The sequence below is a fragment of the bacterium genome, from assembly GCA_016786595.1.
In the GTDB taxonomy this organism is placed as follows: Bacteria; Bdellovibrionota_C; UBA2361; order SZUA-149; family JAEUWB01; genus JAEUWB01.
In genome coordinates, this window is the sequence record JAEUWB010000053.1 from 32559 (window position 1) to 47034 (window position 14476).

General features: G+C 42.8%; 15 protein-coding genes and 2 tRNA genes. 7 read left to right on the forward strand and 10 right to left on the reverse strand.

Annotation, left to right across the window (positions count from 1 at the left end):
- Positions 1-72 precede the first annotated feature (72 nt).
- Positions 73-432, forward strand: a complete 360-nt coding sequence (locus JNK13_08685; GenBank protein ID MBL7662812.1) for a hypothetical protein — start codon at positions 73-75, stop codon at positions 430-432.
- A 30-nt stretch (positions 433-462) separates the two neighbouring features.
- On the opposite strand, the gene JNK13_08690 is transcribed toward JNK13_08685, so the two are convergent.
- Positions 463-987, reverse strand: a complete 525-nt coding sequence (locus JNK13_08690; protein MBL7662813.1) for an HNH endonuclease — start codon at positions 985-987, stop codon at positions 463-465.
- A gap of 161 nt (positions 988-1148) precedes the next feature.
- Between JNK13_08690 and JNK13_08695 the strand changes: the two genes are divergently transcribed.
- Both JNK13_08695 and JNK13_08700 read left to right on the forward strand, forming a co-directional pair.
- A tRNA-Ile gene (locus tag JNK13_08695) sits at positions 1149-1225 on the forward strand.
- Between the two features lie 119 nt (positions 1226-1344).
- Positions 1345-1417, forward strand: a tRNA-Ala gene (locus JNK13_08700).
- Between the two features lie 540 nt (positions 1418-1957).
- Here the strand turns inward: JNK13_08700 and JNK13_08705 are convergent.
- Both JNK13_08705 and JNK13_08710 read right to left on the reverse strand, forming a co-directional pair.
- Positions 1958-2863 (reverse strand): putative DNA-binding domain-containing protein, encoded by a 906-nt coding sequence (locus JNK13_08705; GenBank protein ID MBL7662814.1) that lies wholly within the window; start codon positions 2861-2863, stop codon positions 1958-1960.
- A complete protein-coding gene (locus JNK13_08710) occupies positions 2860-3741 on the reverse strand; it encodes a DUF692 domain-containing protein (GenBank protein MBL7662815.1) in 882 nt (293 codons plus the stop codon). The genes JNK13_08705 and JNK13_08710 overlap by 4 nt, the downstream gene beginning before the upstream one ends.
- Between JNK13_08710 and JNK13_08715 the strand changes: the two genes are divergently transcribed.
- The gene (locus tag JNK13_08715) at positions 3732-4295 is read left to right on the forward strand and encodes a hypothetical protein (GenBank protein MBL7662816.1); all 564 of its coding nucleotides are present in this window, start codon (positions 3732-3734) and stop codon (positions 4293-4295) included. The two genes, JNK13_08710 and JNK13_08715, sit on opposite strands and share 10 nt — an antisense overlap.
- On the opposite strand, the gene JNK13_08720 is transcribed toward JNK13_08715, so the two are convergent.
- Positions 4251-4850, reverse strand: coding sequence for an NAAT family transporter (locus tag JNK13_08720; protein ID MBL7662817.1), 600 nt, complete (start codon positions 4848-4850; stop codon positions 4251-4253). The two genes, JNK13_08715 and JNK13_08720, sit on opposite strands and share 45 nt — an antisense overlap.
- Before the next feature lie 160 nt (positions 4851-5010).
- Positions 5011-5520, reverse strand: a complete 510-nt coding sequence (locus JNK13_08725; GenBank protein MBL7662818.1) for a prepilin-type N-terminal cleavage/methylation domain-containing protein — start codon at positions 5518-5520, stop codon at positions 5011-5013.
- A gap of 138 nt (positions 5521-5658) precedes the next feature.
- Between JNK13_08725 and JNK13_08730 the strand changes: the two genes are divergently transcribed.
- On the forward strand, positions 5659-6987 hold the full coding sequence (locus tag JNK13_08730) for an HD domain-containing protein (GenBank protein ID MBL7662819.1): 1329 nt from the start codon (positions 5659-5661) through the stop codon (positions 6985-6987).
- A 10-nt stretch (positions 6988-6997) separates the two neighbouring features.
- On the opposite strand, the gene JNK13_08735 is transcribed toward JNK13_08730, so the two are convergent.
- The 3 genes from JNK13_08735 to ftsZ all read right to left on the reverse strand — a co-directional run bounded on the left by JNK13_08735 (position 6998) and on the right by ftsZ (position 10135).
- Entirely contained in the window at positions 6998-7945 is a 948-nt protein-coding gene (locus JNK13_08735; GenBank protein ID MBL7662820.1) for a hypothetical protein, read from the reverse strand.
- Positions 7946-8728 carry an Mrp/NBP35 family ATP-binding protein gene (locus JNK13_08740; protein MBL7662821.1) on the reverse strand — a complete coding sequence of 261 codons (783 nt, stop codon included), beginning with the start codon at positions 8726-8728 and terminating at the stop codon, positions 7946-7948.
- Positions 8729-8815: 87 nt separating this feature from the next.
- On the reverse strand, positions 8816-10135 hold the full coding sequence (ftsZ, locus tag JNK13_08745; GenBank protein MBL7662822.1) for a cell division protein FtsZ: 1320 nt from the start codon (positions 10133-10135) through the stop codon (positions 8816-8818).
- Between the two features lie 585 nt (positions 10136-10720).
- On the opposite strand from ftsZ, the gene ftsA reads away from it, so the two are divergent.
- Entirely contained in the window at positions 10721-11965 is a 1245-nt protein-coding gene (ftsA, locus tag JNK13_08750; GenBank protein MBL7662823.1) for a cell division protein FtsA, read from the forward strand.
- Here the strand turns inward: ftsA and JNK13_08755 are convergent.
- A complete protein-coding gene (locus JNK13_08755) occupies positions 11962-13173 on the reverse strand; it encodes a thioredoxin domain-containing protein (protein ID MBL7662824.1) in 1212 nt (403 codons plus the stop codon). The genes ftsA and JNK13_08755 overlap by 4 nt on opposite strands.
- On the opposite strand from JNK13_08755, the gene JNK13_08760 reads away from it, so the two are divergent.
- Entirely contained in the window at positions 13146-13742 is a 597-nt protein-coding gene (locus JNK13_08760; GenBank protein MBL7662825.1) for a hypothetical protein, read from the forward strand. The two genes, JNK13_08755 and JNK13_08760, sit on opposite strands and share 28 nt — an antisense overlap.
- 22 nt (positions 13743-13764) lie before the next feature.
- Here JNK13_08760 and JNK13_08765 read toward each other — a convergent pair whose 3' ends face one another.
- The gene (locus JNK13_08765; GenBank protein MBL7662826.1) at positions 13765-14247 is read right to left on the reverse strand and encodes a hypothetical protein; all 483 of its coding nucleotides are present in this window, start codon (positions 14245-14247) and stop codon (positions 13765-13767) included.
- Positions 14248-14476 lie beyond the last annotated feature (229 nt).

Below are 14476 nucleotides of genomic sequence, written 5' to 3' on the forward strand. Positions count from 1 at the left end.
AGAAGCACACGAATTGAGCTTAAGAAAGCCAATTCTGATATCGCTCATGCAGAACAAGGAGCCTGGTATTATATGTTTGGACTCACGTTGTTTATGATCCGCACAATAATTCATTGGGGATTCTATGCCTTGACTGCAGTCGCAGTGCTACATGCGGCTGAACATAGATTTCTTGAAATTAAACACCCCTTGCTGAAAACTGCTTGTGACTATGTACCAGTTATTGCCAATCAAATCCATTCGCAGGCAATGAATTATGCGCCAACAGTTGGACAAACAACGCTTGCGCTTTACGACAAAATTAAAAATCCAAAAATTGCATACCCAGAGCTAGAAAAGCTTGAGGCCGCAATCAGCGCAGAATATGTTTACAAACAATATCTTGCCGCGCAAAAGCAGGACAAGCAAAGTCCAGGCATAGTTAAGTTTTAAATTTGATTCCTTGCAGCGAAGCGTCGCGTACTAAACAGGCAAAAACAACAACCAAGCCTCAGGCAAACGGTGATTAAGCTTAAAGCTGATTAGCGGCAACCACTCTGGTTGCACTGGTCTTCGCGCCAACATCATATGCGCTTCCTGCGGGGTGCGACTTCCCTTTTTTCGATTGCAATCTGCACATGCTGAGACAATATTTGACCAATTGGTCGATCCGCCTTGTGAACGAGGAACTACATGGTCCAATGTGGCAGAACGGTAATTCAAAGTGCTGTGACAATATTGGCAGCGAAAATTATCACGCGCCAAGATATTCATTTTCGTAAGAGGTGGTCGCCGGCGACTTAAGGTCACATATTTTAGCAATCTAATCACAGCGGGCATTTTAATCGATAACGACACCGCATGAATTTTGCGGTCATATTCTTCAACTACTTCAGCTTTTCCAAGAAAACTAAGCGTCAGGGCACGCTGCCAATGAATAACCTTAAGCGGTTCATAACTAGAATTGAGTAGCAGAGTTAACTCGAAGTTCTTTCCCCCTTCCCTAATAGCTACATTTTACCTCAGATCACCCAGTATTTGACAAGGAAATTTTACACTTTCGGGCGTAAAATCCTGGAAATCTTGAAAAAAGTTGACATTGGGACCTTTAAAACATAATTTTCCACGTCCCAAATCAATGTGTTGCTATCAGAGTTTTCACACTGTTTGGGCCTGTAGCTCAGTTGGTTAGAGTGCACGCCTGATAAGCGTGAGGTCGGAAGTTCAAGTCTTCCCAGGCCCACCATTTGACTCGTTAAATATTGGCTCGCTTGTCGCGAGCCAATAAAGCCAGTCGAATGTCATGAGTAACTCTAGCTTGCTAGAGTTTGCTGAAAGACATAGATAGCATTGGTTTCCAATTATGGGGTCATAGCTCAGCTGGGAGAGCGCCTGCCTTGCACGCAGGAGGTCGTCGGTTCGATCCCGACTGGCTCCATTCATCTTATAAATTCCCACTTACTTTTCCAGCCAGTCGGGATCGAACCCGTCACGCCCCGGGGCGTGACTAACGATGCTGTGATCCCGGTTCGAGCTTCAGCTCGAACTTACTGGCTCCACTTACTTTTCTTTTCACGAAAAAAGAAAAGTAAGCAAAAGAAAACCGAATTTATTCCATTTGAGCCATGTCGGGATCGAACCCGTCACGCCCCGGGGCGTGACCAATGATGCTGTGATCCCGCAACTGTCATCTTGAGCGAATTTTGTGTGAACGTCAGTGAGCACAAAATGAGTCGAAAGATCTCGAAAGGAATCCACCTGGAAATTTAACAAATCAGGCATGCAATTTACTTGGAGATCTTTCGACTGCGCTTGTAGTCATTCTATCGAATGAATACATTGCTCGCTCAAGATGACAGGTTGGTGATGACGTGGCAGAGCATTACTCATTAACATTTTTCCAACTCTTCTCAGGTTATTCAGAGCAAGATTCATCTCTAACAAATTCAAATATGCAGAAATGAATCCCCAATATCTGTCAGCTTATGTTCTTTTCTTGATAAAACCACCCCAGACTTTGCCATTCTGCAAATGAAGACTGCACACTAACTGGGTCAATCGCAGATAATTCAGGACTGGCAAAGATTTGACTGATTACTTTATGGTCACGAATTTCAGAGAGAATTCGAAATTCATAATCTCGAAGTCGCTTATAGTAAACCGTAAACTCTACCCTGTGCACCGCTAGATAAACGTCTTCTCTTTCAGGAAGCATACGCTGAGTGACTGCAGTAGCTTCAAGCTGCCCCGTGCTTGCCTCAGAATACGATTTCGTAATCTGATCCAGTCTGCCATTTCTCAAGGCAAGAACAAAATCGTCAAAAGGATAATCTAGGCGCAGTAATGTAATGTGCGGCTGTAAGTTTAAAGTCAATGCAGAAATATCTTGATTTACTAGGTCAGTTTGCTGGAGCGGCTCGTGATGCGCAGCATCAAAAGCAACAATCTGGGCCCATTCAAGACTTGCAAGCTGAGCGGCAGCAGTAAAGATTTCACGGCTATCGCAATTTGCTAAAAGAAACGCCGAGAAGTTTATCCCTAAATCACGCAATGAATATGACCGAGAAGGATAAATCTTTAAATAATCAATCACTGTTTGGTAAAACGAATCATCTCCTAAGAGTGCATGCACTCCTGGGAAGTCTTCATAAATGCAGTCGATTAATCTAAACCAATACTGGCGATTATAAATCTCAACCCGCTCTAGACTTGTTAGTCTAGAATTCGGTTTAACCAGTGAAGCTGCAAGCTCAGCAGTATTCTGACCAGCGCTATCTGTAGGTTTTATTCTTTGCTGGTCCGTCAATTCTTCAAAAACAAAACTTGCAAACGCGCGTTGCAAATCTCTAAGTTGAGAAGATTCTTTGCTTGCTACCTCTTTCATTCTGCCCCAGCTTCGACGTGAGCATCTTTTAAGGCTACGCTTTTTAAAGAGGACTGCAGAAATTTCTCTGCCTTTGAAGCCTCTTGATATACCTCTTCGAACGTTGGAATATTTGCATCCCATTCGAGTAAAGTGTTCGTTGGTCCGATTCTACGAATTAACTCGGCATACAATTCCCAAACTGGATCACAGACCGGTTGGTCATGCGTATCAAGTAAATAGCTACCAAAATCTCTGTGACCAGCCAGATGAATTTGCCCAACGCGGCTTAAATCTAAGCCGTTTAAATAGTCCAAAACATTAAATTCATGATTCTTAGATGAAACATAAATGTTGTTTACGTCGAGTAAAATCCCACAATCAGCTTTCTCAGCTACTTCTTGCAGAAATTCCCACTCTGTCATTTGCGATTCATTAAACTCAGCATAAGAACTTACATTTTCAACGCAAATTGGAACTTCGAGAAAATCTCTAATGTACTTAATTCGCTCGACTGTGTTTTTGACAGCCGAAAATGTGTAGGGCAAGGGCAATAAATCGTGAGTGTAAGTTCCGTCGATACTGCCCCAGCAGAGATGATCTGATAAAAATTTAGTATTGGTCCGCCGCACCAGTGCTTTAAGTTGACTTAGGTGAGTTCTGTCGTAACGATCGGTTGATCCGAAATATAGGGAAACGCCGTGCTGGACGACTTGATAGTGCTCGAGAATTTTATCAAGCACAGCCAAAGGTCTTCCGCCTTTGACCATGTAATTCTCAGAAATAATCTCAAACCAACCACAAACAGGCTTTTTCTCGAGAATATGATCATAATGCGGAATTCGTAACCCCAGCCCGACACCTAGTTCGGTAAACCCATTATGACGATTTGCAGGCATTTTTTTTTGTAGAGATGAGCGAGGCTAATCAATCAAGAATCAGCCTCGCAGTTTTAAAACTAGAGCTTAATTATTTCTTTGCAGCGCATCCAGCTTTTGCTTTGCAAGATGCTTTATCGGCAGCACCACCGCAGCTATCTTTGCCGCAACTTGCTTTAGCACTACAAGATGCTTTATCTCCTTTCTTCCCATCGCACTTACAAGTGTCAGTACCGCAAGACTTTCCGTCGCAAGAATTTTTTCCGCAACAGCCGTTCATACCTTTACAGCTTGCTTTATCCGTAGCAGCTGGAGCTGTCGCAGCTCCAGAATTTGATTTGGCAGCTGGCGTACAGCCGATCATTAAGCCCATCAATGCTGCAGATGCCAAAGCAGCAGTAGTAGTCGTTATTTTGTTCATAGTCGTCCTTCCTAAATTTAAAGTTTCTTACTGTAAAACATTTACAGCACTAGTGAAGAGCAATATAGACGAATCTAACTCTAAAATCATACAACTATCGCGATCGAAGCTATTTAAGCATTATTGTTCTAATGAATTCTGCAATGCCTGTTAAAAGCATTTGCACGGCAACTGTGATCAAAAGCATGCCCATTAAACGTTCAATCGCGATTAAACCCTTCTCGCCTAAGTAGCGAGTGAAATACCCAGAAAAGTAAATAATAATTGCAGCCATTAGCCAAGCAAGAAAAAGCGCGGTAGTCCAATCCAGCCAACGTGAAGGATCTTTACTCATAAGCAGTAGCGATGTTGCCATCGCAGAAGGTCCAGCCACATAGGGAATTGCTAGCGGCACAATAAATGGCTCATCGTCAAAGTCTTCTCTCAGAGACTTATCGTGGCTAGGGAAAATCATACGGATAGCAATAATCATTAAAATTATCCCACCCGAGGTTGTTAACGCGGTCTCTGAAAGATGCAGTAGCTGCAAGAAATACTGCCCCAAGAACAAGAAACTCATTAAAACAAATAGAGCAATGATTAATTCGCGTAATACAACTTGCTTTTGCCTTGAGACCTCCACTTTTTTTAATGAGGTCATAAAAAGCGGGATATTCCCTAGTGGGTCGATCACAAAAAATAGCAGCACCGCAGCAGATAAGGTGGTCATACCCTAGATCTAGAATTTGATCTTAACTTTTGTAAAGCAAATACTATATTATAATAATTGGGGATCATTCGACTCATTGAATGCATCATCCGATGTGCATTCAATCCGATTAAGATGAGAGTAACCTAGGCTGCCATCTTTATCTTAATGGCCATACTAGCTATCCAGCGCCACCACTTTTAACATATCCCCCCATTTCACTCGTAGGACATGTGGCGCTTTTACCAAAAATCACACCTCTTGGTCCGACTAGTGGCAAAGAAGCTGGAATAGTATTAGATGAAAACCAGAATACTTTTTTACTCTTTGGGTGACATGCCGCCAAAATAAATCCATCTTGCGCGCCACCACCAATCTCGGCGCTATTACTAAACCCATAGCTAATTCCTGGAACTTCAGCTACATCTGCTAAGTATGCCATGCTAGTGGGTATATTATCTTCCTTACCTGTTGATCCAGGATAGGATTGATTTGCAACGTAGTGACCTTCTTCGGCAATGATCAAATTTCTAATTTGCATTCGTGCCTGATGGTCATAGACCTTCTCTTTATATTCTTGGAAATGAGTAACAGCGACTGTAGATAAAATTCCAATACAAGCTACAACCATCATCAACTCAATAATCGTAAATCCAGATTGATTAGTTGGTTGCGCAGATCTTAAAATCATAATTCTCGTGATACTTATAGATAATATCGTCTTAATACTATTGTTGGCTAGAGGAATATGCCAATTCTCTCTACGGCAATCTCTTATTTGGTGCATTTACTTGGTTTTAATTGAATTTCCATGTATATAAGCGCACTCGTGGAAACAAAAATTAAATACTTTATCGGCAAACTTATTGAAGATCCCCGCACAGCCAAATTAGCGCTGGTGCTCGGGTCTAGCTCCAAGCTTTCACTCGTCGGAGGCTGCGTAAGAGATGCCCTACAACATCTTGGCTCACGTGATTTAGATTTTGCCTCCGCCTTATCTGTTGGCGAGTTAGAATCATGCTTAAGTTCAGCTCAAATTCAAACTTATCAAACAGGACTCAAGCATGAAACCTTGACAGTCTTACCCTACCCAGGACTTCCGCCAGTAGAAATAACAACATTTCGCGGCCCGACCCGTAGCTTAGAAGAAGATCTTTTACTTAGAGATTTTACTATTAACGCAATCGCCCTCGACCCGTGGACAGGTAAACTCACTGACCCAGCAAGTGGGCAGGAAGATCTCGCTGGTAAAATTATTCGCGCTGTCGGCAATCCGCTTAAGCGTTTCGAGGAAGACCCATTAAGAATTATGCGCGCGGTACGCTTTGCCTGCAAGAACGGCTTTACACTTGATAGTTTAACTTGGCATGCGGCGATTAAACTAGTCGATTCTCTGAAAACAGTTAGCATTGAACGCATCAGAGATGAATTCTCAAGAATCTTAATTTCCGATCGCCCTAACCATGGACTCGAACTCCTTGCCGAGGCTCGCGTGCTTGCCTTACTTTTTCCAGAAATTGAAGCGATGCGCGGTTGTGAACAAAATAAATTTCACAAGGCCGATGTCTTTTACCATACACTTGAAGTTGTTGCGCGTACGGAGCCAGAAATAATCTTGCGCCTTGCAGCACTCTTTCATGATATTTCCAAACCAGAGACCTTAAGCATTGGCATAGACGGTGAAAGGCATTTTTATAGACATGAATATGTCGGCGCCAGTCGCGTCAAGGAAATTCTTACTCGCCTTCGTTTCTCTAACCATGAAATCGAAACGGTAAGTAATCTTGTCGAGACGCACATGCGACCACTGGATTGTAAGGCGCCTGGACTACGCCGGATTTTACGTGACACGGGTGACCATTACAAAACCTGGCGCGCTCTGAAGGAGGCTGATTTACGTTCTTGTAATTTTACCCAAGCAGAAGTGTCAGCGATGCTTGCTGAATTTGACGAAAATATGTTGCAAGTTCAAAAAGAGCCAAGCGTCTCCCCTCTTTCTGCGCTCGCGCTTCGTGGTGGAGATTTACTCGAGCTTGGCGTTCCTTTTGGACCAAGAATCGGAGAAATTTTGCGAGCGCTGCATGAGAAAGTGTTAGATGACCCAACACTAAACGAGCGTGAGACCTTATTGAAGATCGCTGAATCCTTACTTCCCTAGCCTTATCGAGCTAGGATGATGTTGACGTATAATCGCTAATTTTTTCTAGGTTGAGATACACCGTCCCATCATCAGCATAAGACAGCATATTAGAGAAGCGCGCGTTCCAAACGAGATCTTCTGCCAAGTAGGAGGTGCGTGAATATACAGTCTGGGAATACGAATCATCCATGCCGTTAATGAGCACTAAAAATTCTGCCTCAGATTCAAGTAATTCTCGCTCAGTAACTTTATAAAGTGGGCTCGTTTCATCAATGATATGCACAATATTCCAGTTTAGTGGCAAAAATAAGACCTGGTCACGCTCAAGCTTTAATTCATGAAATCTTCGGACGCGATCATTTCCTACTTTTTCTCGCCGCGAAACTAATACTCGCGCTGATAAATGCAAGAGTTGGCTATTGCGTTCATTGGCAACTCTAAATTGCAGTGAATAACCTGAACGATAGGGGGAAATTAACGCGTTCTTGCTATACAAAAGCTGCGCAGTTGGTCGAGAAAATCGCGCAAAGAATAACCCTGTTGCCAGCGCCACGGTCATCAGTCCGGTGATTGCTTCGAAAGTGACAATAAAGTTCGCCGTGAGGTTATTTGGCCCAATTTGACCGTAGCCGATTGTTGCCAGTGTTTGCACACTAAAGAAAAAGCATTCCAGGAAATGACCAATTATAGTTGGGCTTTTTAATCCATTCAGGCCGTCTTTCCCTAAGAGAAAATAGGCAGAGCCAAAAACTAAATTTAAAGCAAGATAAACAAGTAAAATTAGTCCGAGAAATTTCGCCCAACTAATGCGAATGCAATACTGATAAAGTGTCTGGTTACGAAAAAAAGATAGTCCCGTGCGTTTTACGTTGAATGTCCCGTCAATATTCAACAAGCGTGCTTCACTACGCTTTGGAGCATCGTTACCAAATCCAAGATCTGGGGCTGTCCATTCTTTTTCTTCAGATTTAATCATTTAATTTACAATTTCAACCTGGGGTCGAGCTTGATTTTCTAGCGTAGCTAAAACAATTTTGCTTACTTCACGCATTTTAAGCGCCGCCTCAGAACTATCCTGCAAGACAAAGGGCCTGCCTGAATCAGAGTTCTCGCGCACTGCAATTTCTAGCGGTAGTGATCCAAAAAATGGCGTATGATATTGCGCAGCAAGTTCCTTGCCGCCGCCGCTTCCAAAAACTTCTAGAACTTCACCGTTAGGAAGCTTTAATCCGGCCATATTTTCGATTATGCCCAACACCGGCACATCTACTTTTGCAAACATATTAATCGCACGACGCACATCGACAAGAGAGACTTCCTGAGGAGTAGTTATCATCACCACGCCAGACATTTTTACGAGTTGAGACATCGAAAGCTGAGCATCACCTGTACCTGGGGGCATATCAACTACCAGTACGTCAATGCCACCCCATTCCACATCTTGAAGTAATTGCTGAATCGCCTTACCAAACATCGGACCGCGCCAAACAACCGCGTCATCGGGATTTTTAAGAAAAAACGCCAGCGACATATATTTCACACCGTGCTTTAACGGCGGAATAAACTTGCCCTCATGATTTGCCTGAATTTCTCCACCACCCATCATTGTCGGGATACTTGGTCCATAGAAATCAATATCTAGGAGACCAACTCGAAGCTTTTCGAAATTCGCTAGCGCCACAGCCAAGTTCACAGCAATAGTAGACTTGCCAACCCCGCCCTTACCACTTGCTACTGCAATAATTTTTTGCGCGATCATATCAATTCTTTAATGGCTGATTAAAAATGAAGGCCCCCTGTTTTTTTACGACAAGGAGCCTTACTAACAGGTTATCAATCGTCTCGACTAGTCAACTTGTCGGCGTAGAAAAGTAGGAATTTCGTATTTTTCATCTTCTTCTCCACTAGGCATAGCTTGTGCTTGCATCCGCTTACGCTTCATCATTTCGTCGAAATTTTCGCGCTGTTGACGTACAAAAGTCGGCACATCTAAATCGCGCTCACCTGCACGTGTATCTAATCGAGGAGTTACGCTTGCAGTAGGAATTGATGGACGGCGCTGAGCGACATCACCAAAACCAGTGGCAATTACAGTCACGCGCACAACATCTTTAAGCTCTGGGTCAATCACCATACCCCAAATGATGTTTGCGTCATCATGTGCTTCGCTGTGAATTAATTGTGCAGCTTCGTTGATTTCTTGCAGCGTTACATCTGGACCTGCAGTCACATTAATGAGCACGCCCTTAGCACCATGGATTGAAATATCTTCAAGCAATGGACTAGATACTGCTTTTTCTGCGGCTTCAACGGCACGGTTCTCACCATGACCTTCGCCAGTTCCCATCATCGCCATACCCATTTCACTCATCACAGCCTTAACGTCAGCAAAGTCAACGTTAACAAGACCTTCAAATAAAATCAGATCTGAAATACCGCGCACCGCTTGATAGAGCACATTGTCCGCCATGCGGAATGTATCCAACAAAGTTGTATTGCGTCCGGCAATCGAGAGTAAGCGTTGGTTAGGAATGGTAATCAATGTATCAACTTCGCGCTTGAGCGCTTCAATGCCAGCGTCAGCATTAGTCATGCGGCGTTTGCCTTCAAAAAGAAACGGTTTAGTTACTACACCAACAGTCAGTGCTCCCATTTCTTTAGCGATTTGCGCGACGACATGAGCTCCACCACCGCCAGTTCCACCGCCCATTCCAGCTGTGACAAACACCATGTCTGCTCCAGCAAGGGCCTGCTTAATGTCTTCAATGCTTTCCTTGGCTGCGCCTTCTCCAACGAGTGGATTTGCACCTGCACCCAAGCCCTTAGTTAAGGCCAATCCGAGTTGTAGCTTTGATTCAGCGCTAGATGACTTCAAAGCTTGCGCATCAGTGTTCGCAGCAATAAATTCTACACCCTTCAAGCCAAGTTTGATCATATTATTAACGGCATTACCGCCTGCGCCACCAATACCGATAACCTTAATGCGCGCACCGAGTGGATCATTACTATAGTCGCGTCCATCATCAGCAAAATTACTGAATGGCGAGCGTGTCGGCGTTGACGTGCCGGAGACATGAATTGTCTGAGCAAGTTTTACTTCACCCTGTTTTGCCTCGTTTGTTTTTGTCTCAATGGTTGAAGTGGAGTTATTTTTATTTTCAGACATAGGTACTACTTGCTCCTCTTTTAGGTTGTCTATTGTTTGATTCTTCTCGAAACTAAATTCCTGCTCGGTTGATTCATAACTTGCAAATTCAGTTACTGGATTTGCAAATTCCATTTCTGTGCGCGCTAAATTTTCCACACTTGAAGTGCAAACTTCGGCGGTGTCAGATAATAGATCTTTATCGTTGGGAGAAAAAGTGTCTGGGGCAGAATTCTCAGAAAAATTTTCAACTGACCCGCCGCTTGGAGAACTAGAATTTGAAAAATTAAGCCCCAAATTTGCATTTTGCCTGCGTTTACGACGTTTACTGCTTTTTCCCATTGTAAATTCCCTAAGCAATATTTGTTAATTTACATGTAATATCCTGTATTTCTTCAGAATATCCATGTTCAAATAAAAATTACATGGTTTTACTAGCAAAGTTTTATGTTTAGTTCAACTAATTTAAATAAATATCTTGATAGATATACTTTTACAGTATATTTGTGCCTTTATTCTTGTTCCAAGTATTAGCGACTGAGCCTGCTCACGCTACTATCTGGCTTAAGTATTTTGAGGTCTAAATTAGCTGTATTGTGGAGGACCGTGGCTCAAAAATCTAACATTGTTGTCGGCTTAGACATTGGAACAACCAAAATTGCCGTTGTAGTAGCCGAGCGTACTAGCTCTAGTAAGTCTGAGAGCAAACTCGATATCATAGGTGTGGGCACACATCCCTCAACAGGACTTCGTAAGGGAGTTGTGATTAACATTGAGGCCACCGTTAATTCAATTAGGCGTGCAGTTGAAGAAGCGCAAATTATGGCGGGCTGCCAAATTTCTAGCGTCTATGCTGGCATTGCCGGCAGTCACATCAAGAGTTTTAATAGTCACGGAATTGTTGCTGTCAAAAACAAGGAAGTCACACCAAAAGATGTCGAGCGCGTAATTGATGCAGCGCGCGCGATTCCGATCCCACCGGACAGAGAAGTTTTACATATCCTCCCACAAGAATATATAGTGGACGATCAGGATGGCATTCGTGATCCGATCGGCATGGCTGGAGTGCGCCTTGAAGCTAAAGTGCATATCGTCACGGGTTCCGTTTCTAGTGCGCAAAATATTGTAAAGTGCGCAAATCGAGTTGGTTTGAATGTATTAGACATTGTGCTCGAGCCGCTTGCATCAGCAGAAGCTGTGCTTTCACCTGAAGAGAAAGAACTTGGCGTTGCGATGATTGATATTGGTGGTGGCACAACCGATATCACGATCTTTCACGACGGCGCAGTGAAACACACTGCAGTACTACCTATTGGCGGCAACCATTTAACCGCTGATATCGCTGCAGGGTTAAGAACTCCAACTTCATCAGCAGAGGCGATTAAGAAAAAATACGGCTGTGCACTTGCTTCACTAGTTGCCAATGGTGAAATGGTTGACGTGCCTTTAACTGGTGGCCGTGAACCGCGCAGCATGACTCGCCAAGCTCTAGCTGAAATCATCCAACCACGCGCCGAGGAGATTTTCACTTTAACTCACCGTGAACTGCTACGTTCTGGCCTAGATGAATTATTATCAGGCGGGGTAGTAATTTGTGGTGGAAGTTCTTTACTTGAAGGCACTGCTGAACTCGCTGAACAGATCCTCAATATCCCAGTGCGCAAAGGATCGCCAACGGGCGTGGGCGGATTGATTGATGTGGTCAATTCACCAGCTTATGCAACTGGCGTGGGGCTAGTGCTTTACGGTGCTCAAGAAGGCGAATATGAAGCCTTGAAAATAAGTCACGATCAGTCGCTCTTTACTAAAGTTAAAGCACGAATGATCGAGTGGTTTGCTGATCACTTCTAGCGCTTAGATTTAGCTAGGCTATCAACAATCAACTTAATGCTTTCTGGCGTAAAAGGAATCTCGATCTTAATTTTATTAATAAACACTGTCGGTGTTGAGTTCACCCCAATATCGCCACCAAGCTTAGCATCGCTAATGACCTGCTGAATCTCCTCGTGGTCATTCACGCACTTTAAAACTTGAGTGGGATTTGCTCCGATACTAGACAATACCTGAGTGGCGTTATTTTCATTCACACTATCTGCAATGATCGCAGCATAAATTTCCCAGAAATAGTCGGGCCTTTCACGTCCTGCACATCGTGCTAGCTCAGCAAAGTAGCACGCCTGCGGATGCATTAGCGTTGTCAGATTTGGATTACACTCTTGATGTAAGGGAAAATTCTTATAAATAAATTTTACTTTAGTTTTATATTCTTCAATCAGGTCATCAAAAAAACCAGAAAGTTTTCTACATCCAGGACATTCAAAGTCGCTAAACATTACAATTTCAACTGGCGCATCTACGTCACCTTTATAAAAATCACGTTGATCGTCGATTTTTAATTCTTGACTCGGAGGCGTATTCAACCAATGCTCAAGAGCTAAGCGGCTATCATGCAGCTCTTTATGACTATTTATATCGACATATGCTAAGGCGAGTTGATTTGAAAAATACGTTAGCGAACCTACGCAGATTATTCCGAAGATAATTGAAGCAATTACTGAGAGAAAAGTCGTTTTTGCTTCGACAGCTGATAAGCCTGTGATCAGCAGTTCACTTAGCCTGGGCCTCTCAACTTGTAGATTTTCCCTTTTCCATTTGATGACAACAGCCGCGAAGGTAAGATTAACAACATAGATAAATGTACAGAAAATGCAGATTTTTTTGATGATTACGAATGAAATTATAGCAAAAACCACTGTCGCGAAAATGAGTAGGTAACTCCAAAAGCAAGCAAAGTTAAATTGCCTTTGAGTATCCGCACGATAGCGCTGCAGACCAAGTAAAATAAAAATATACGTAACGACTGCGAGCACAGGATTTGGAATGCCAAAAATCTCTGAATATTGGCTCTTTGCTATTGCGGAACAATCGACTATTTCATTTAAATGGCAGAATGATAGATTACCTGAAGACAAGCCATATTTAACTTGGTTATGTTCCCATAACAGTACGAGGCTTATAAGGATCCCGAGAATTGCAAGAAAACGAAGTCGTAACGTCATCGAATATAAAAAAAATAAATTCACAGTGGAAAATACCACTGACAGTCTTCTTTTACACAGCAATTGTCATTGGCGCAATGATCTGGTCGGGGCAGTCCGAGCAGCGTTCGATTTATGACCGTTTTGTCGTTCGGTATGACGGAATCGTGATTGCCGCTAGCGATTTTTCACAAACAGCAGAATTTTTATCTCAGATTTTGGATTTTGAAGAAATCATCACAAAGCATGCTGAGCTAAAGGCATTTTTGGGCCCTGACAAGCGGCGCCTACTGTTAAACGCAAGCGCTAAGCCTGTTATTCTTGTCTATAGGATCAAGACTTCAATCAAGAAATTGCATCAATTATTAGCCAAGCGCTTTGCGAAGAAAGACATCGGTGAGGTGCGAGAGTTAATTACGAATACTCTTTTAGCGGCGTCTCAAGAACTTCCTGCACCCGGCTTATCAAATCTGATCACCAATGAACGTGGCACTGCTTTCGTAACTAAAGACCCAGGTGGAAATATGTATGTGTTCTGGGATGCCAAGCCTTTTTCACGACCCAATTTGACACGTCTACCGATTGATTAATTCAACGCGGACAGTCTCAGACTTATTCAATATTATAAAAAAACTTTCTTGGCCTGTAGCGTCTTTCCAGAGAAATCGTTTCTTTACCACTACGCAGCAGATCTTCATAAAAGACTTCAAAGTGTTTGGGATCGCTAACTTTATCTTTACCTACGGCGAGTATGATATCGCCTGTTTTTAAACCGAGTGGATTATCCCCTACTTCTCTAATCCTCAGACCCATGATTTTCTTTTCGCGATCGAGTTCTGTTTCAAGTTTTAGCTTACTATTTTGCTGAAACGATTGAACGGCTTTCTTCGTGAGTGAGAAGTAATCAACTAGTTTATTATCGAAATCTTTAACATCACGACCATTTGCCTGGACATAAACCTTCATCGGTCCTCGCTCTACGTAGGCAATTGGTTTATCTTGTGGAACGAGTTCGACTTTTGTAATTGCAGGAGATTTATTTTGCGAGCACGAAGCGAAGATCAAGAATAAAATGATTTGCAGTAAAGTTCTCATACGGATTTAGTGCATACTTAATAATTAAACACTGATTGTGCCCATAAAAGGCTATTGCTATTTTCGTTCAGAAGTCGCTTTTTATATGTACTAATTCAAATGCGGACCTTGTGCAATTTTTAAAACTTACGCAAAATGTGAGTGTAATAAAAAACCCCGGTGTTTTAAGCACCGGGGTTTGGAGTGTGGATGGTTCGAGCTAGTGTGACTGTAGGATTTTAACTTTCAT